At 68.9% G+C, this 19,439-nt stretch carries 11 protein-coding genes; 9 read left to right on the forward strand and 2 right to left on the reverse strand.

All coding sequences use genetic code 11. From position 1 onward, the window contains the following. Positions 1-120 precede the first annotated feature (120 nt). The 7 genes from hemP (at position 121) to ACW5EG_RS03400 (ending at position 6,142) form a co-directional block, all read left to right on the forward strand. Positions 121-318, forward strand: coding sequence for a hemin uptake protein HemP (gene hemP, locus ACW5EG_RS03370; protein WP_457017357.1), 198 nt, complete (start codon positions 121-123; stop codon positions 316-318). Between the two features lie 333 nt (positions 319-651). After that, positions 652-1,629, forward strand: a complete 978-nt coding sequence (locus tag ACW5EG_RS03375; RefSeq protein WP_457017358.1) for an SPFH domain-containing protein — start codon at positions 652-654, stop codon at positions 1,627-1,629. A gap of 9 nt (positions 1,630-1,638) precedes the next feature. Further along, positions 1,639-2,097, forward strand: a complete 459-nt coding sequence (locus tag ACW5EG_RS03380; protein ID WP_457021399.1) for an NfeD family protein — start codon at positions 1,639-1,641, stop codon at positions 2,095-2,097. A 58-nt stretch (positions 2,098-2,155) separates the two neighbouring features. Further along, positions 2,156-3,100, forward strand: a complete 945-nt coding sequence (locus ACW5EG_RS03385; protein WP_457017359.1) for a cation diffusion facilitator family transporter — start codon at positions 2,156-2,158, stop codon at positions 3,098-3,100. Positions 3,101-3,173: 73 nt separating this feature from the next. Then, entirely contained in the window at positions 3,174-4,268 is a 1,095-nt protein-coding gene (gene gcvT / locus ACW5EG_RS03390; RefSeq protein WP_457017360.1) for a glycine cleavage system aminomethyltransferase GcvT, read from the forward strand. Between the two features lie 92 nt (positions 4,269-4,360). Then, positions 4,361-4,756: a glycine cleavage system protein GcvH gene (gene gcvH / locus ACW5EG_RS03395; RefSeq protein ID WP_457017361.1), complete on the forward strand. Its 396-nt coding sequence runs from the start codon at positions 4,361-4,363 to the stop codon at positions 4,754-4,756. Positions 4,757-5,611: 855 nt separating this feature from the next. After that, on the forward strand, positions 5,612-6,142 hold the full coding sequence (locus ACW5EG_RS03400) for a hypothetical protein (protein ID WP_457020847.1): 531 nt from the start codon (positions 5,612-5,614) through the stop codon (positions 6,140-6,142). A 267-nt stretch (positions 6,143-6,409) separates the two neighbouring features. On the opposite strand, the gene ACW5EG_RS03405 is transcribed toward ACW5EG_RS03400, so the two are convergent. Further along, entirely contained in the window at positions 6,410-7,804 is a 1,395-nt protein-coding gene (locus ACW5EG_RS03405) for a serine hydrolase domain-containing protein (RefSeq protein ID WP_457017363.1), read from the reverse strand. A gap of 105 nt (positions 7,805-7,909) precedes the next feature. Between ACW5EG_RS03405 and ACW5EG_RS03410 the strand changes: the two genes are divergently transcribed. Together ACW5EG_RS03410 and ACW5EG_RS03415 are read left to right on the forward strand one after the other, a co-directional pair. Continuing rightward, complete coding sequence (locus tag ACW5EG_RS03410; RefSeq protein ID WP_457018388.1) at positions 7,910-8,491, forward strand: LemA family protein; 582 nt, start codon at positions 7,910-7,912, stop codon at positions 8,489-8,491. A gap of 56 nt (positions 8,492-8,547) precedes the next feature. Further along, positions 8,548-10,437 carry a M48 family metallopeptidase gene (locus tag ACW5EG_RS03415; RefSeq protein WP_457020848.1) on the forward strand — a complete coding sequence of 630 codons (1,890 nt, stop codon included), beginning with the start codon at positions 8,548-8,550 and terminating at the stop codon, positions 10,435-10,437. A 142-nt stretch (positions 10,438-10,579) separates the two neighbouring features. Here the strand turns inward: ACW5EG_RS03415 and ACW5EG_RS03420 are convergent, their stop codons facing one another. Continuing rightward, a complete protein-coding gene (locus ACW5EG_RS03420) occupies positions 10,580-19,348 on the reverse strand; it encodes a GH36-type glycosyl hydrolase domain-containing protein (protein ID WP_457020849.1) in 8,769 nt (2,922 codons plus the stop codon). Positions 19,349-19,439: the final 91 nt, after the last annotated feature.

Genomic DNA, 19,439 nt, shown 5'->3' on the forward strand with positions numbered 1-19,439 from the left:
TTGCGTCCGCCAGGCGGCGGTACCGTTGCATTGAGCTGGCCGGCATTCCGCCGACAAACGGCTGTTGACAGGCTAATGAGAATCATTAGCATCGCTACTCCCCGCAAAGGAGTCCCCAAGATGCTGCTCAGTCCTGAAGCCGCCGTGCACTCGACCGCGACCGAACCGGGCCATGACCACGGCCGCGCGCCAGTGCCGTCGATCGAGATCGACAGCCTGCGTCTACTCCAGGGACAGCGCGAACTGCGCATCCGCCATGGCAACGAGTGCTACCGGCTGCGCCACACCCGCAACGACAAGCTGATCCTCACCAAGTAATACCCGCCGCGGTGCGCCCGCGCCGCATGGGTGCAGCGCTGGCTTGGTACAGCCGAGCACGCTTTGGGTCAGCGCCTCGTTGACCGCGATCTGCCCAGCCATCCCGGAACGGCTGTCGCCGCGAAAGCCGTGGATCCGGCCGATCACCTTCGGCATCGTGCCTGCGGCACTCGGATGTCTCGCGATCGCCGCGGGTGCGCAGCGCAAGCGTGACCACCGGACGCTCGAACCAGCGGTAGAGCTGTTCGAGCGCTGCCTGTACGCCGGTCACACCCGGCCTGCCGCCGTCGTCACCGACCTATACTGGAAACCACGCAGGCGAAGGGGAATTCCATGGGCGGAGGCATGTTTTTGGCGGCGGTGCTGCTGGTGGCGGGCATCGTGATCCTGTTCAAGACCGTGCGGATGGTGCCGCAGGGCTATGAGTGGACGGTCGAGCGCTTCGGTCGCTACACCCACACCATGAGCCCGGGCCTGCATTTCCTGGTTCCAGTGGTCTACGGGGTGGGGCGCAAGGTCAACATGATGGAGCAGGTGCTGGACGTGCCCAGCCAGGAAGTCATCACCAAGGACAACGCCGCGGTGAAGGTCGACGGCGTGGTGTTCTTCCAGGTGCTCGATGCCGCCAAGGCCGCGTACGAGGTCTCCAACCTCGAGATCGCGATGATCGCGCTGGTGCAGACCAACATCCGCACCGTGATCGGTTCGATGGACCTGGACGAGTCGCTGAGCCAGCGCGAGACCATCAACGCGCAGCTGCTGAACGTGGTCGACTCGGCCACCAATCCCTGGGGCATCAAGGTCACCCGCATCGAGATCCGCGACATCCAGCCGCCGCGTGACCTGATCGACTCGATGGCAAGGCAGATGAAGGCCGAACGCGAACGCCGGGCCGTGATCCTCGAGGCCGAGGGCCATCGCCAGTCGGCGATCCTGCGCGCCGAGGGCGACAAGCAGGCCGCGATCCTGGAGGCGGAAGGCGAGAAGGAAGCCGCGTTCCGCGAAGCCGAGGCGCGCGAGCGCCTGGCCGAGGCCGAGGCCAGGGCCACGCAGATGGTGTCCGATGCCATCGCCCAGGGTGACGTGCAGGCGATCAACTACTTCATCGCACAGAAGTACGTGCAGGCGTTCGAGAAGCTGGCGACCGCACCCAACCAGAAGTTCGTGCTGATGCCGATGGAGGCCACCGGCATCATCGGCTCGATCGCAGGCGTGGCCGAACTGGCCAAGGAGGCGCTGGCCAAACAGCAGTCGGCGCCGCCGCGCAGCCCGCCGCCGACGCGCGCCGTGTTCCCGAGCGGCGAGGGCTGAGTGATGGACCTGCGCTGGGACGTGGTCGCATGGGCGGCGGTCGCGCTGCTGCTTTTCGCCGCCGAAGCGATTGCGCCGGGAGCCTTCATGCTGTGGATGGGCTTTGCCGCGGTCGCGGTGTTCCTCGCGGTGCTGGCGGTGCCGGGCATTCCGCTGCTGGCCCAGGTCGCGGCCTTCGTCGTGCTGAGCTTCGTCTCCATCCAGGTCTACCGGAAATGGTTCCGCAGCCGCGCCCGCGAAAGCGACCGTCCGACGCTGAACCGGCGGGCGTTCCAGCACATCGACCGGGTGATTCCGCTCGAGCAGCCGATTGTCGCCGGGCGCGGCCGGGTCAAGATCGGCGATGCGTTCTGGATCGTCGAAGGCACCGACCTGCCGGTGGGCACACCGGTCAAGGTCGTCGGTACCGACGGCGTGATCCTGCAGGTGGAAGCAGCGCCTGCGACGGCGGCGCCCTCGCTGCAGTAGCAACCCTGACTGGTCCGCGATTGTGTAACAGCGCCCACCGCGGCCAGCATGCCGCGCCATGGGACACGATCACGACCACGCCAGCGCCGCCAGCATCCGCCACGAGAAGCCGCTGTGGTGGGCGCTGGCGCTCATCGTGGCCTTCATGCTGGTCGAGCTGGCGGCCGCGTTCGCGACCAACAGCCTGGCCCTGCTCTCGGACGCGGCGCACATGGCGACCGACGCGCTGGCGCTGGGCATCGCCCTGGTCGCGGTGCGGCTGTCGCGGCGCCCGCCCGACGCGCGCCGCAGCTTCGGCTATGTGCGCACCGAGGCGATGGGGGCGATGCTCAATGGCCTGCTGCTGTTCGCGTTGGCCGGATACATCCTGTGGGAGTCGGCGCACCGCTTCATGCAGCCGCCCCAGGTCGCCTCGATCGGCATGCTGGTGGTCGGCGTCGCCGGCCTGGTGGTGAACCTGGTCGCGATGCGCCTGCTGCATGCAGGCAGTGGCGAAAGCCTCAACGTCAGGGGCGCCTATCTGGAAGTGTGGGCCGACATGCTCGGCTCGGTCGGCGTGATCCTCGCCGCGCTGGTGATCCACTTCACCGGCTGGCAGCTGGCCGATCCGATCATCGCGGTCGCGATCGGGCTGTGGGTACTGCCGCGCGCCTGGACGCTGATGCGCCAGGCCGGCAACGTGCTGATGATGGGCGTGCCCGACGGCATCGACCTGGCCGAAGTGCGCGCGGCGCTGGCCGGCCTGCCCGGAGTGGCCGACGTGCACGACCTGCACGTCTGGGCGCTGGCGTCCACCCGGGCCGCGATGACTGCGCACCTGGTGGTCGACGACAGCGTCGATGCGCGCGAGCTGCGCCACCTGGCGGCGGCCGCGCTGCGTGAGCGTTTCGACATCGGCCACGCCACCCTGCAGATCGAGGGGACGGATGACTGCCACGGGGGCGACTGCGATGACAGCGGCGCGGACGCTGGCGACGGCGGCCACGCCCACCACCATCACTGAACGGCCCGCGCGCGCGGGCCCGCGCCGGATCGATCTGGGATAATCGGGCCACCCCCGCACCAAGGATCGCGCCATGACCCGCAAAACCGTTCTCAACGACAGCCACCGTGCGCTTGGCGCCAGGATGGTCGACTTCGGCGGCTGGGACATGCCCATCCATTACGGCTCGCAGATCGACGAGCATCACCAGGTGCGGCGCGACGCCGGCATGTTCGATGTCAGCCACATGACCGTGGTCGACCTGCACGGCGACCAGGTGCGTCCGTTCCTGCGCAAGCTGGTCGCCAACTCGGTCGACAAGCTCAAGCAGCCCGGCAAGGCCCTGTACGCCTGCATGCTCAACGCGCAGGGCGGCATCATCGATGACCTGATCATCTACTACCTGGGCGAGGACTGGTTCCGCCTGGTGGTCAACGCTTCCACCCGCGACAAGGACATGGCCTGGATCGACGCGCAGGCCCAGGCCTTCGGTGTCGAGGTCCGCGAGCGGCCCGAGCTGTCGATGATCGCGGTGCAGGGCCCCAACGCACGCGAGCGGATGCTGGGCCTGATCGAAGGCGACGATGCCGCGGCGGTCGCGGCGCTCGGCAAGTTCGCCGCGTGCGACGTGGCCGGCGCGCGCTTTGGCGAGCTGTTCATCGCCCGCACCGGCTACACCGGCGAGGACGGCTTCGAGGTCATCGTGCCAGAGGCGCACGCGGTCGCCCTGTGGGACGCGCTGCTGCAGGCGGGGGTGAAGCCGGCCGGTCTCGGTGCGCGCGACACGCTGCGCCTGGAGGCGGGCCTGAACCTCTATGGCCAGGACATGGATGACACGGTCTCGCCCTTCGAGGCGGCGCTGGGCTGGACGGTCGCGCTCGACGCGGGACGCGACTTCATCGGCCGCGACGTGCTCGAGCGGCACAAGCGCGACGGCGCGCCGCGGCAGATGATCGGCCTGGTCATGGAAGAGAAGGGCGTGCTGCGCCACGGCCAGCGCGTGCTGACCGCCAACGGCGACGGCGAGATCCTGTCGGGCACGTTCTCGCCCACGCTCGGCAAGGCGATCGCGTTTGCGCGCGTGCCGGCGGGCAATGTCGCCTCGGACGTGCGCGTGGACATCCGGGGGCGCGAGGTGCCGGTGCGGGTGGTCCGGTTCCCGTTCGTGCGCGACGGCAAGGCGCTCTGACCCCTTCCGACCGGCGGCGCTTGCGGCAGCGGCGCCGGGCTTGGCTACACTAGCCGTCCTTTCCCCAAGCCCGTACGAGAGCGGAGTCCACGATGAGCGAGATCCCCGGCGACCTGAAGTTCCTGAAGTCCCACGAGTGGGCGCGTGTCGAAGGTGACGGCAAGGTCACCGTCGGCATTTCCGACCACGCCCAGGGCCTGCTTGGCGACCTGGTCTACGTCGAGCTGCCTGCGGTCGGCGACACCATCGAAGCCGGTACTGCCAGCGCCGTGGTCGAGTCGGTCAAGGCGGCATCGGACGTGTACGCGCCGGTGTCGGGCACCGTCACCGCGGTCAACAGCGCGCTGGCCGACAAGCCCGAGACGATCAACGAAGACGCCTACGGCGAAGGCTGGCTGTACGTGGTCGAGGTCAACGGGCTCGACCAGTTCAACGAGCTGCTCGCTCCTGACGACTACGCCGACCTGCTCGAAGAAGACGATCATTGATTCGTCACGCGACGGGCACGATGCCCGTCGCCCTCGCGGACGCTGCCAACCATCGCGGCGTCCGCTTCCGGCAAACGCCGGAACGCGTCATCGCCGCACCTGTCGCACTGTCGACTCTGGCCTGGGCACACCCACTTTCCGGACTTCATGTCGCGTCTCCAAAGGCGTCGGCACGGCGGAAAAGTTTGCGCACTTTGGGCGCAATCGGTCTTTGTGCGCCGCGCAACGCGGTCTTCCGATAGCGTCCGTTCAACCGCCGCGCCGATGGCGTGCGGGCTGTTTGAAGCGACGCGATGCACATGCCTCGATGACCGCGGTGGCAAGCGGCAGTGCGAGGCGATCATTCAAAACACACTTGTTTTGCGCGCTTTCGTCTTGATGCCGCGCGGCATCGACGCGCGCGTCGCCGTGTTTTGCACGACATGCCGGCGCGTCGGTTCGCACGCGCGTGGTCGACGCCGGTGCACGTACTGCGAAGAATTCGAAACGCCGGGTGTTGACAGCTGAAAAAACCGTGATTAGGTTTCGCCCAACAGACGTGGCCGCAGAAGCGAGTGAGTCAGCACACAGCGAAAACGCGCAGCACAAAAAAGACCTCCGCCCCGGACTTCTACAAGGTGGATGAAGGCATCGTCTCCGCTGCGAAAACCAGACCACCTCTTTCCAGACACCTGCGCCGCTCCGGGCCGCAGGTGTTTTCGTATCACCGGGACCGCGTTCCCCCGACCGCGTTGTCCCTGCCGAATCCGTTCCGGCGCGCGTGGCGCGCCGGCGGTGTGCACGGGTCCGATACCCGCGCGCTGCTTGACCACTGGGCAGTAGTACTGCAAGTCAACTGACGAGGAGAGCCATCTCATGGCCGCGAAGAAAGCTGCAAAGAAAAAGGTCGCCAAGAAGGCGACCAAGGCACCTGCCAAGAAGACCGCCAAGGTCGCGAAGAAGAAGGTAGCCAAGAAGGCGACCAAGAAGGTCGCGAAGAAGACGGTCCGCAAGGCCGCCACCAAGAAGGTAGCCAAGAAGGCGACCCGCAAGACCGCCAAGAAGGCGGCCAAGAAGACCACGAAGAAGGCTGCCAAGAAGGTAGCCAAGAAGAAGGTAGCCAAGAAGGTTGCCAAGAAGACCACGAAGAAGGCTGCCAAGAAGGTTGCCAAGAAGAAGGTAGCCAAGAAGGCGGCGAAGAAGACCGCCCGCAAGGTCGCCAAGAAGGCCACCAAGCGGCCTGCCAAGAAGGTCGCCAAGAAGGTCGCGAAAAAGGCCACCAAGAAGGCCACCAAGAAGACCGCCAAGAAGGCGGCCAAGAAGACCACGAGGAAGGTAGCCAAGAAGCGGGTCGCCAAGAAGAGCGCCACCCTGGCCATGCCGCCGATGCCGACACCCTTGATCTGATATCCCGATCAGCCGTAACCGAAGCTCCTTCTCCGTTGCCCAGGCGGAGAGGGAGTTTTTTTTTGTGGGATCCCAAGCGCACGACGTACTGCCGTGTCGCGCGCAGTCGTGAGGTCCGGTCGCGGCTGAAGCCGCTCCTGCGGGGCGTGGCTGTAGGAGCGGCTTCAGCCGCGATCACCGCCGACCAGCCCCACCGCCCACAGCAAGCCCGTGCGAGCACCGACTGTCCCTTCACCGCCCCCTATGTCGCAGCGTCCGGCGCAGCCTTCAGCGCGGGCGCGCTTCAGCCTTCCCCGACTGCGGGCCGCCGTTTGCCGGCGCGTCCGCGCCGTCGGATGCGTAGAGCGCTTCCATGTCGATATCGACGTCCAGCCACTGCTGCGCAGGCAGGCCGATCGCGCGGTCGAGGATCGTCGGCAGCAGGCCCGAGGGCAGCGAACTGTTGCTGTTCCAGAGCACCACCACGCCCACGTCGCGCTCGGGCAGCATCGCCATCAGGCCGCGGTAGCCCTGCACCGCACCACCGTGGAAGACCAGGCGATGGCCCGCGTAGTCGTACACGCGCCAGCCCAGGCCGTAGCCCGCGGAGTTCAGGCGCTCGCGTCGCCACGAGCTGCCGCGGATCTCGCCGGGGGTGCCGACGATCGGCGCCTGCAGCGTGGCCAGCAGCGGCGCAGGCAGCACGTCCGGGCGATGTCCGCCCTGTGCGAGCAGCCACTGCGCCATGTCGGCGATGCTGGCGTTGACGCCGGCGGCAGGCGCGAGGCGATAGTAGGTGGGCTTGGGCGTCAGCGATTTCCAACCGGCGCCGGCGCGCACGTGGGGCCTGGCCCAGCGCGAACTGGCGGTGATGCCGTCCAGGCCGAGGCTGGCGTCGTTCATGCCCAGCGGTTTGAAGATGCGGCGCGCCACCGACTCGCTGTAGAACTGCCCGCTGGCCGCGAACACCACGTCGCCAACCAGGCTGAAGGCGACATTCTGGTAGCCATAGCAGTCGCCCGGGGCGCAGGCCATCGGCGCCGCTGCGAACCGCTGCACCAGGCTGTGGTAGTCGGCGTTGCCCTCGATGTCGCGGTCGTAGGTGTGGTGGCGCAGGCCGACCCGGTGGCTGAGCACGTCGGCGACGGTGAGCTGCTGCGCGGCGGACGGATCGGCGAACTGCAGGCTCGGCATGAAGTCGGCGACGCGGCTGTCCCAGCGCAGCGCGCCCTCGGACACCAGCATGCCGGTCACGGTGCCGGCGAAGGATTTGGACAGCGAGGCCAGGCGGAACACCGTATGCGCGTCCACCGGTTCGGCATCGGATACGTCGGTGATGCCGTAGCCGCGCGCGCTGAGGATCCGTCCGTCGTGGACGATCGCCATCGCCAGGCCCGGCACGCGCTGGTTGGCGACCAGGTCCTGTGCCATCGCCTCGAACAGGCGCACGTCGAAGCCTTCCGCGAGCGGCTGCCGCTTGACCTCGGCCGGCAACGGCACGGGGCGGTCCGACGGCACCACCGGCACGATCGGCGCTGGCGTCACATCCGCCGCGGCGGGCGCGTCACTGGTCCACGGCAACGGAGTCTGCGCGGCGACGGTCAGGGCGATCGCCGGCAGCAGGCCGAGCAGCAGTGCGCGATGCAGGCGTGTGCTGCGCGGCCGGGGGAGGTTCGCTTTCATCGGGACTGTCCCCTGCGTATGCTCTGCTTCAGGCGATCATATGCGCCTGTTTCCGCACTTGCATGAACAAGGGGAGGAATCTTCGTGAGTGGACTGATTCTGCTGATGATCCTGATCGGACTTGTCGTCGTCTTCGGCGCCTGGGCGGTGGGCATCTACAACGGTCTGGTGACCGCGCGCAACGTATTCAGGAATGCCTTCGCACAGATCGACGTGCAACTGCAGCGGCGCTTCGACCTGATCCCCAACCTGGTGGAAACCGCCAAGGGTTATCTCTCGCACGAACGCGGCACGCTCGAGGCGGTGACTGCCGCCCGTACCGCCGCGCAGGCCGGGCTGTCGGCGGCCAAGGCAGCGCCTGGCGACCCGGCTGCGATGGCCGAGCTGTCGCAGACGCAGGGCGCCCTGAACGGCGCGCTGGGTCGGCTGATGGTCGTGGTCGAGGCCTATCCCGACCTCAAGGCCAGCCAGAACATGATGCAGCTCACCGAAGAGCTGACCAGTACCGAGAACAAGGTCGCCTTTGCCCGCCAGGCCTACAACGACTCGGTGATGGCCTACAACACCAAGCGCGAGGTGTTTCCGTCCAGCATCGTCGCGGGCATGTTCAACTTCGCCCCCGCCGCCCTGCTCGACATCCCCGCCGACCGTGCCGAAGTGCGCGAAGCTCCGAAGGTGCAGTTCTGAACGCCCGTGCTTCGTGATGACTCTTCGCCTGTTGTAAAGCGCATCGCCGCCCTTCCATGAACTTCTTCGAACGCCAGGCGCAGGCGCGCCGCAACACGTCACGGCTGGTGCTGCTGTTCGCGCTGGCCGTCGTCGGGATCGTGGTGGCGGTGGACCTGGGCGTGCTGCTGGTGTTCGGCGCCGATCCGGCGCTGCTGGCGATGTCGACCCTGCTGGCGCTGGGCGTGGTCGGGGTGGGTTCGCTGTACCGGGTCGCATCGCTGCGCGGCGGCGGTGAAGCGGTGGCGCAGCAGATGGGCGGCGTGCCGGTCCCCGAGGACACCACCGACCTGCACCTTCGTCGCCTGCGCAACGTGGTGGAGGAGATGTCGATCGCCTCGGGCGTGCCGGTGCCGAAGATCTACGTGATGGAGCACGAGCCGGGGATCAATGCGTTCGCCGCGGGCTATTCGACCTCCGACGCGGTGATCGCGGTCACCCGCGGCGCGCTCGACCGGCTCAACCGCGATGAGCTGCAGGGCGTGATCGCGCACGAGTACAGCCACATCCTCAACGGCGACATGCGCCTGAACATCCGCCTGGTCGGCGTGCTGTTCGGCATCCTCATGCTGGGCCTGATCGGCCGCAAGATCCTGCAGCACGGCGGCAGCGTGCGCGGCCGCGGCGCGATGCCGGTGCTGGTGGGCGCGCTGATCGTGCTGCTGGTCGGCTACGTCGGCCTGTTCTTCGGGCGCATGATCAAGGCCGCGGTCAGCCGCAGCCGCGAGGTGCTGGCCGATGCTTCGGCGGTGCAGTTCACGCGCCAGCCCGGCGGCCTTGCCGGCGCGCTGAAGAAGATTGCCGGCCTGCACGACGGCTCGCGGCTGGCCGAGCGCGCCGACGCCGAAGAGGTCAGCCACATGCTGTTTGGCGACGGCACCGGATTGAGCGGGCTGTTCGCCACGCACCCGCCCGTGCTGCAGCGGATCCAGGCGCTGGAGCCGTCGTTCCGCGCGGAGAGCCTGGAGCGCCTGAAGTCGCAGTGGCTGGCCATGCCGCCCAGCGGACTGGACGAGGACGTGCAGATGGGCCTGGTCGGACCGGGGCACGGCGTGCTGCCGCAGGCGTCGGCGCGGATCGACCTCACGCCGCCGATGGTGTCGTCCCAGGTCGCCGACCCGCGCGATGACGACTATCGCCGCGCCGACACGATCGTGGCCACGATGCCGCAAGAACTGCGCACGATGGCCGGTCGCCGCGATGGCGCCGGGATGCTGCTGCTGGGCCTGCTGCTGGACGGCGACGCCGAGGTGGCCGACCGGCAGCGCAGCGAGATCGTCGCCAGGCTCGGCGTGCAGGTGGCCGCCGAAGCGCGGCGCCTGCGCGAGGAGCACCTGCAGGCGCTGCATCCGATGCTGCGCATGCCGCTGGCGGCACTGGCCTTCCCGGCCATGCGCCTGCGCCCGCGTCCGGAACTCGCGACCTTCCTGGACACCGTGCACGCGGTCGTGCATGCCGATGGTCGCGTGAGCCTGTTCGAGTACTGCCTCGGGCGCCTGCTGGAGGTACAGCTGCGCGAGACGCTCGACCCCGGCCGTTACGCGCGCTTCGGCCGGCGCAAGCCCGGCAACGTGCGCCAGGAATTCGCCACCCTGCTCGCGGTCGTCGCCCATGCCGGCAATCCGCAGGATCCCGATGCCGCGCGCCGCGCCTATCTTGCCGGCATGCAGCGCGTGCTGCCGCGTGACCACCTGCCGTACGCGCCGCCTGCCGAAGGCGTGCTGGCGCTGGACGCGGTGTGGGAGCCGCTGGACGCGCTCGACCCGCTGGCCAAGCAGGTCACGGTCGAGGCGATCACCGCTGCGGTGTCCCATGACGGCCGCGTGTCGGTGGCCGAATCCGAGCTGCTGCGCACCATCTGCGGCGTGCTGCATTGCCCGCTGCCGCCGATGCTGGAGCGCCACTGAACCCTGCCCGGGCGCGCACGCGGCCCGGGCGGACACGCTGACTGTCCAACATGGTCCGGCCCGGGTCCGCGGTGGGCCGGGGCGGCCAGATGCAGGCACGAGGCATCACCGATAGAGGCTGGCACCGGCAACGCCCGCCCGGTCATTCCGGTTCGATGACGGCTACGTGCGCGGCGTCAGGCGTATGCACGATCTCGACGATGTGTTCGGCGTGGTCGTCCATCAGCGCGATGACGAAGCCCTGTTGCTCGACGCCGTCCACCCGCAGCCCGACCGGCGTCATGCCGGCCGGCTGCTGGCGCACATGGATCCGGTAGACGGTATCGCCGTAGCGGTAGCGCAGTGAGTACTCGGGCCAGTCCGCCGGGATGCACGGCGCAAGCTGCAGCGTGTCGCCGCGGCGCTGCAGGCCCAGCAGCGATTCGACGATCAGCCGGTACATCCAGCCGGACGAACCGGTGTACCAGCTCCATCCACCGCGGCCCACGTGCGGCGCGACCGCGTAGACGTCGGCCGAGACGACGTAGGGTTCGACCTTGTAGGTCGCGATCCCTGCGGCGTCGCGGGCATGGTTGATCGGGTTGATCATGCCCAGCAGTTCCCAGGCCTTGGCGCTGTCGCCCACCTTGGCAAAGGCCATCGTCGCCCAGATCGCGGCATGCGTGTACTGACCGCCGTTCTCGCGCACGCCGGGCACGTAGCCGCGGATGTAGCCCGGATCCTGTGCGGTCTTGTCGAACGGCGGATCGAGCAGCTGGATCAGGCCGGCGTCGCGTCGCACCAGGTGTGTGTCGAGCGAGGCGAGAGCCTGTTTCGTGCGTTCCGGTGCACCGGCGCCCGAGAGCACCGACCAGCTCTGCGCGATCGAGTCGATGCGGCATTCGTCGCTTTCGGTCGAGCCCAGCGGGGCGCCGTTGTCGAACCATGCGCGCCGGTACCAGGCGCCATCCCAGGCATGCATCTCCAGCGCTTCGCGCAGGCGTTCGGCGGCGGCCTGGCACTCAGCGGCGAAGGCGTGGTCGTTGCGCATCCGCGCCAGGGGATCGAAGCGCCCGAGTGCGTCGTACAGGAAGAAGCCCAGCCACACGCTCTCGCCGCGCCCGCGTTCGCCGACGCGGTTCATGCCGTCGTTCCAGTCGCCCGTGGCGATCAGCGGCAGGCCGCGCTCGCCAAGCAGGCGCATGCCGCGCCGCAGCGAGCGCACGCAGTGCTGGTACAGGTCCTCGCTCAGGCCCGAGGGCAGGGGCAGGTCGTAATACGACTCCTCGTCGGGGTTGACCGGGCGCCCTTCGATGTAGTGCACGCGCTCGTCGAGCACGCCGGCATCGCCGGTCACCTCCACGTAGCGCGCCGTCGCCACCGGCAGCCACAGGTAGTCGTCCGAACAGCGCGTGCGCACGCCTCGGTCCTGCGGCGGATGCCACCAGTGCAGCACGTCGCCTTCGGGGAACTGGTGGGCGGCGCTGCGCAGCAGGTGTTCGCGCGCCAGCGCGGGCTGCGCGTGCAGCATCGCCATGATGTCCTGCAGCTGGTCGCGGAAGCCGAACGCGCCGCCGGACTGGTAGTAGCCGCTGCGTGCCAGGTAGCGGCAGCCGATGGTCTGGTACAGCAACCATCCGTTGGCGAGCACGTCCACGGCGGGGTCGGGCGTTTCCACGCGCACCGCGCCGAGCGTGCGCAGCCAGTGGATGCGCACCACGTCGAGCGCGTCGTGCGCCGCGCCGGAGCCGCGTGTGCGGCGTGCCAGGGCGATCGCCTCCCCCCAGTTGCGCCCGATCCCGAGGCGGAAGACCGTCTCGGTCTCGCCGCCGATCGCGATCAGGATCGGGACCTGGATCGCCGCGCACGGGTCCAGCCCCGCGCCGAGCCGGCCCGACAGCCGCTGGCGCTGCAGGGCGGCGGGGGCCTGCATGCTGCCGTTGCGGCCGAGGAATTCGACGCGGTCGGCGGTGATGCTGCGGCCCTCGTGGCCGACGCCATGGGTGTCGGCATCGAAGAACGCGACCCGGTCGGCGAATTCGGTGTTGTAGCTGTTGCGCGCGGTGAGCACGCCGCTGTCGCCGTCGACCTCGCTGATCACGTGCATCCGCGTCCTGGCGCCGAGGTCGCCGAGCACCCATTCCACATAACCGGTGGCCGACAGGCGCCTGGGCCGGCCGGACCGGTTGCGCAGCCGCAGGACGCTGTACTTCACTGCCTGCTCCAGGTCGACATAGACCCACAGCTCGCTGGCGATGCCGTCCTCGACGTGCTCGAACACGCTGTAGCCGAAGCCGTGCCGCGTGCGGTAGCTGCCCTCGCCGCGGACCGGCCAGGGCATGGGCGACCACACCTTGCCCGTGTCCTCGTCGCGCAGGTAGAACGCTTCGCCGCTGGTATCGCCGACCGGATCGTTGTGCCAGGGGGTGAGCCGGAACTCGTGCGCGTTCTCGGTCCAGGTGTAGCCGGGCGCGCTGTCGCTGACCACGCAGCCGAAGTCGGCGTTGGCCAGCACGTTCGACCACGGCGCCGGCGTCACTCCGCCAGGGCCGGGCTCGATGATGTACTCGCGGCCGTCGGCGGAGAACGCGCCGAGGCCGTTGTCGAGGATCCGATCCTCCGAGACGGCGTCGAACGGCCATGGGTCCACGACGTCGCTCGCCGCGTGCGGGTCCTCGTCTGCATCACCGATCAGGTCGTACTGCACCGGATTGGCCACCAGCAGTGGGCCTGGCGCGGGCGCGGGCGGCCTGCGCGCGACCTGCTCGGCAAGCGATCCGTCGGTATCGCTGACGATCACCCGGGCCACCGACTGCAGCAGGATGCGTTCCTCCTGCGACAGCTGCTGCGCGGGGCGCACGAAGATGCCGCCGGGGCGATCGATCACGTTGGCTTCGATGCCGGCGGCGACCAGGCCCATGATCTGGTCCTGCAGCTGCTGCCGGTAGCCGGCGTGGTCCTCGTTCCAGATCACCAGGTCCACGGCCAGCCCCTTGAGCCGCCAGTACGCGTGGGCTTGCACCATCTGCCGAACCAGTTCGATGTTGGCGCCGTCGGCGATGCGGACCAGCGCGATGGGGTGGTCGCCCGAGATCGCCTGCCCCCACAGACCGGACTGGCCGCGCCGGTTCTGCAGCAGCACCGCGGGTTCGGCACGCAGTGCCGAGTTGGCGAAAACCATGTGTCCGGCGATCTGTTCATACAGCTGCGCGTCGGCCTCGCTGGCGTTGATCTGGCGACGCACCACCTGGCAGTGGGTCCAGGCCAGGTCGAACACGCGGTCGGCCAGCCGGCGGTCGCGGTACTTGTCCACCAGCGCAACGCAGGCGTCCCTCGCATCGGCCACGCCGGTGACCATGTCGATGGTCGCCGAACGTCCTGGCTGCAGGGTGATCCGGCAGCGGATCGCGACCACCGGATCGAGCACCGATCCCGATGCGTTCGACAATGCCTCGGCGTCCGTCAGCGCATGCGGCGCCACAAGCGTGCGACCGCGCCCGATGAATCGAGACCGGTCGGTCTCGTACGAAATCGCGCCGATGTCCGCGTCGTGGACCGCGAGCAGGTGGAACATCCAGGGCGGTGTCTCGCCAAGTGCGCGCGGTCGCCGGGTGCAGACGATCGCCTGGCTGGCTTCGACCAGTTCGGTCTGCACGAACAGGTTGCTGAAGGCCGGGTGCAGTTCGTCCGAGATGGCCGGGGCCAGCACCACCTCGGCATAGGTGGTGACTTCGATGGTGCGCGCGGTGCGCGAGAGGTTGGTGAGGCGCAGGCGGCGCAGCTCGATGTCGTCCTCGGGCGACACCGCGATCTCGGTGTGCGACTCGACGCCATGCTTGCGGCCGCGGAACTCGGCCTTGGCATCGGAGAAGATCGCCTCGTAGCCGTCGACCGGCACGGCCGTGGGCTGGTAGGCGGTGGACCAGAACGCCCCGCTCTCCACGTCGCGCAGGAAGCAGAAGCTGCCCCAGTGGTCGCGCGTGCCGTCCTCGCGCCAGCGCGTGACCGCGATGTCGCCGACGCGGCTGTAGCCGCCGCCGGCGCCGGTCAGCAGCACGTGGTAGCGGCCGTTGGACAGCATCTGGATCGTGGGCCGGGCCGTGTCGGGCGTGCGGAACACCCGCAGCTGGCCACCGTCGACCTCGCCGACCGGCGCCGCCGAAGCGACCTCGGCCGAGTGCGGATGAAACGCGCCCGTGCGCGGGATGCGCTCCTGCAGCAGCAGCAGGGTCGCCTGGAACTCCGGATCCTCGACAAAGCGCTTCTGCATCGGCTGGTCGCGCAGCACGTAGTCCAGCGCCAGCAGGCCCATGCCCTGGTGGTGGGACATGAACGAGCGGACCACCGCATGGCTCTGGCCACGCGGCAGGCGGGCAGGCGTGTAGTCGATGGCCTCGTACAGGCCGAACATTCCGCCGAAGCCCGCCGCTGTCAGCCGCTGCAGGTTCGCGCACGCCGCCTCGGGGGCGACCATCAGCGCCATCATGCTGGCGTAGGGTGCGATCACCAGGTCCTGCGACAGGCCGCGCTTGAGGCCCAGGCCCGGGACGCCGAACGCGCGGTACTGGTAGTTCATGCGCGCGTCGACGAGGTTGTAGCCGGACTCGGAAATGCCCCACGGCACGTTGCGCTGGCGCCCGTACTCGATCTGGCGTTGCACCGAGTGCTTCGCGGTCTGGTCCAGTAGCGTGCCCGCGTAGCTGGGCATCACCAGCTGCGGCATCAGGTACTCGAACATCGATCCGCTCCACGACAGCAGCGTGGAGGCCCCGTCGACCTCGGTCAGCAGCCGCCCGAGCGCAAACCAGCTTTCCTTCGGCAGCTGGCCCTGGGCGATCGCGACGAAGTTGGCGAGCCGTGCCTCGGACGCGAGCAGGTCGTAGTAGCCGGCGTCATGACGGTGGTCGTCGACGCTGTAGCCGATCGACAGCAGGTGGCGGCTGCGATCGTAGAGGAAGCGATGGTCCATCAAGGCGCATTGGCCTGCGATGTGGGCCAGCCGCTCGAGCTCGGTGATGCGAGCCCGGGCCGCATTGCGGGCGCTGGCCCGGAGCGGATCGGCGGGTGCGACGCCCGAGGCCACCTCGCGCAGCGTCGGGATGCGCGCGGATGGATCGGCCGTTGGCGCATGCGTGGCCGCAGCCTGCGCGGCTGGCGCGAAGAGCTGCAATTCCTCGCGCGCAGCTGCGCACTGTGCGGCAAGCGCACGCGACCAGTACCCGATCTCTTCCGGCGCGGCTGCCTGATCGGCTGCAACTGCGGTGGACAGCGCCTCCAATTCGGCCAGCACGCGGTGCGCCTCGGCCACGGTGCGCGGTGGAGCGCTGCGGGCGACTGCAAGGCGGTCGGCGATGGTGCGCATCGTCTCGCCCATCGGCTGGCCTGCGGTCGTTTCCACGACCAGGCCGAACGTATCCGCCATGCCCTGGAATACGTTTGGCGACAGCACCGGCGCCTCGCGCAGGGCCAGCAGCCCCTGGCGCAGGGTCAGCAGGTGGCCGGCCAGGTTGCCGCTGTCGACCGCGGAGACGTACTTGGGCGGCAGCGGCTCCAGGGTCGCGGTGTCGTACCAGTTGTAGAAATGGCCGCGGTGGCGCGGCATCGACTCGAGCGTGCGCAGCGTGTTGCCGGTGCGCTGGACCACCCCGGCCACCGGCAGGTAGCCGAAGTCGTACGCGGCCAGGTCGGCCAGCAGAGACAGGCCGATGTTGGTCGGCGAGGTGCGGCGCGCGACCACCAGGGTCGGGTGTTCCTGCACGTTGTCCGGCGGCAGCCAGTGGTCCTGTTGGGTGACATGGGTTTCGAAGAATGCCCATGTGCGCCGTGCGAGGCGCCCGAGGAACTGCAGCTGCGATGCGTCGAGGTTGGACCCCGGATGCGCACGGGGACGCCCCAGCCACCACATCAGCGCTGGCGACGCGGCCCAGAGCGCCAGCACCGGCGCCGCCACCCACAATGCCGCCGGCTCCACGCGAAGCAGCAGCACGACGGTGGCGACGGCCAGCGCGGGCGCGAACCACATCGTGCGCAGGGAATCGGCGAGGGTGTTGCCAAGCGTGCGCTCCACTTCGCTCGACGGACGCCACTGCAGCAGCTTCCGCCGCGTGATGCACATGCGCCACAGCGTCCGCATGATCGCATCGAGGCTGAAGAACGCCTCATAGGGCAGGCACGCCAGGCTCACCGGTGCGTGCGCGAAGCTGCGCCCCATCGCCGCCCAGGCCTGGCGCAGGTGTGCCGCCAGCGGCATGTCGGCCGGACGCTTGAACAGGTCGACCAGCGAGGCCAGCAAGGGCGGCAGCAACAGGATCGACAGCAGCCACAGCGTCCAGGCCAGCGGATCGGCGGCCAGCGCCCAGCCCAGCACCAGCAGGGCGGTGAGCGCGGTCGGAAACAGGCTGCGACGCAGGTTGTCGAGCAGCTTGCCGCGCGACAGCATCGACAGCGGGTTGCGCTCCAGCGTCTTCGCAGGCGCCGCACCCGCGGCGGCAGTCTGCAACGGCACCAGCGGCAGCAGCCACGGCAGCAGCTGCCAGTCGCCGCGGATCCAGCGGTGCCTGCGCTTGACGTCGGCGGCGTAGCGCGCCGGGTAGTCCTCGTACAGCTGCACGTCGCTCACCAGCCCTGCGCGCGCGTAGCAACCCTCGAGCAGGTCATGGCTGAGGATGCGGTTGTCCGGCATCCGCCCTTCCAGCGAATGCTCGAATGCATCGACGTCGTAGATGCCCTTGCCGACGAACGATCCTTCGCCGAACAGGTCCTGGTACACGTCCGACACGGCCCGGGTGTAGGGATCGATGCCAGGCTCGCTGCCATACAGGTTGGCGTAGCGGGAATGCCGCTCGCCGCTCATGCTGATCCCCACGCGCGGCTGCAGGATTCCATAGCCGCGGGTGACCACCCGTCGGCGCGCGTCGAAGCGCGCACGGTTGATCGGATGCGCCAGGGTGCCGACCAGTTCCCGCGCGGCATCGCGCGGCAGTTGGGTGTCGGTGTCGAGCGTGATCACATAGCGCACCTCGCCGAGCAAAGCGGTGTTGCCCGCCACGCGCACGAAGGCGTTCCCCGCATCGCCGCGGAGCAGCGCATTGAGCGCCGCGAGCTTGCCGCGCTTGCGCTCCAGGCCCATCCACGCCCGTTCGCGCGGGTTCCAGCTGCGCGGGCGATGGAACAGGAAGAAGCGGTCATGGTGTTCGGGCGCGTAGCGCGCGTTGAGCACGTCGATCTCGCGCTGCGCCGCATCCATCAGCGCTTCGTCTTCGGGAAGGTGCTGCTCGGCGGCGTCGAAGAAGTCGGTCAGCAGCGCAAAGTGGACGTGGTCGTCGCGATTGGCGAGGAAGCGCACCTCCAGCGCCTCGGCCAAGGAGGCGATGCCGCTGGTGCTGCCGAACATCGTCGGCACCACGACCAGGGTGCGCATGTCCGCCGGCACGCCCGCGGAGTAGTCGAGCCGCGGCAAGGCGTCGGGCCGGACCAGCCAGGTGGCGACCCGGTTGACCAGTGCAACCGCCAGCTCGCTGTAGGCGATCACGCACAGCCCCAGCGCCAGCCAGACCCAACCGCGCTCGGCCGGCGACAGCGCACCGCGCAGGGTCGCCCAGGTGAACAGCGCGACCACCAGCGCACCGGGCAGGGTGTAGGCCAGCAGCGGCAGGCGGCGGGCGGTCCGGCGCACGCTTCGGGTGACGCCGCGCAGCGCCAGCGCGTTCTCCAGCGCGCTGCGGCCCTCGTCGATCAGGTAATAGCCGACATGCGCGGCGAGCTCGTGGCTGCCCGCTTGCGTGGCATGCGCCTGTGCCAGTTCCAGCACCTGCGTGGCCACCGCGTCCTCGGACAGTCCGCCGCGGCGCGCGATCAGTTCGATGTTCTGCCGGTAGTTGTCGCGTGTGGCGAAGTCCATCGCCCCATAGGTGTCCGAGGGGTCCTGCCGCAGCGTGGCGTCGACCACGCTCAGGGCCTCGACGAACTCGCGCCAGTCCATCATCGCCAGGAACCGCAGGCTGGAGATGCTGTTGCTGATCGAAACCTGGGCCGCTGCCTGCTGCTGGGCCTCCGCCTGGACCATCTGCTCGATGCTCTGGCCGGCGTCGGCCAGCCACTGCTCGACCCAGGTCAGGGGCAGGGCCAGTTCCGAACTCCTGCCCTGCAGGCGCCGTGCGAACTCGGCGACGAAGGAACTGCTGGCAGGTGGCTGCGAGCGCACCATGTCCGCGATCACCAGCACCAGATGCCTGGGATCTGACTCGGCGATGTCGGTCAGCCGGTCCGCCCAGTCCTCGGCGAGGCTGCGGTCGACGCGGTCTTCGATGATGCGTGTGCTGATGCGGCGCAGGTTCTCGATCAGCGCCAGGCGCAGCATGATCGGGATCGCCCAGAGCTCGCCGAGCTTGAGTGGCGTCACCGTCTGATAGGCGCCGACGAAACGGACCAGGCTCTCGCCATCGACGCGGCCGTCGCCATGGGAGATGGCGTTGAGCGCCAGGTCGTACACGCGGGGCAGGCCCGTGGACGGGCCCTGGTCTAGCTGCGGCAGCTCGCGGCTGTAGCCCTTGGGCAGGTGGCGGCGGGCGATCGCGATCTGCTCTTCGACCAGGTAGAGGTTGTCGAGCAGCCACTCGCTCGCCGGCGTCGGCGTCCGGCCGGCGTGCACCGCTTCGATGAGCAGGGTGCAGGCGCGGTCGAGCAGCTTCTGGTTCTCGTCGAGCCGCGCCAGCAGCAGGTCTGGTCCCGACTTGCGCCTGACGCGGTGGGACTTCGCCAGTACGCGGCCGTGCACCTCCATCTGCTCGGCGCTGAACAGCTGCGCGCGCAATGGCGGTTCATGCGTGGTGGCCCGCGCTCGCGCCGTTACACGCCGCTGGACCTTCCGGAACCACCGCAGGCTCCTGCGAAACCAGAGGGAAAGTCGGTCTACCTGAGGGTCATTGCGCATTCGTCATGGTAGGTCACGGGCACGCGGTTACCGTGAAAGGCGCGAGCACTGCGTTTCCGGTGTCCCGCCGCGTCGGCCGACACGCTGTGCG

This window comes from Luteimonas sp. A611 (assembly GCF_054072715.1).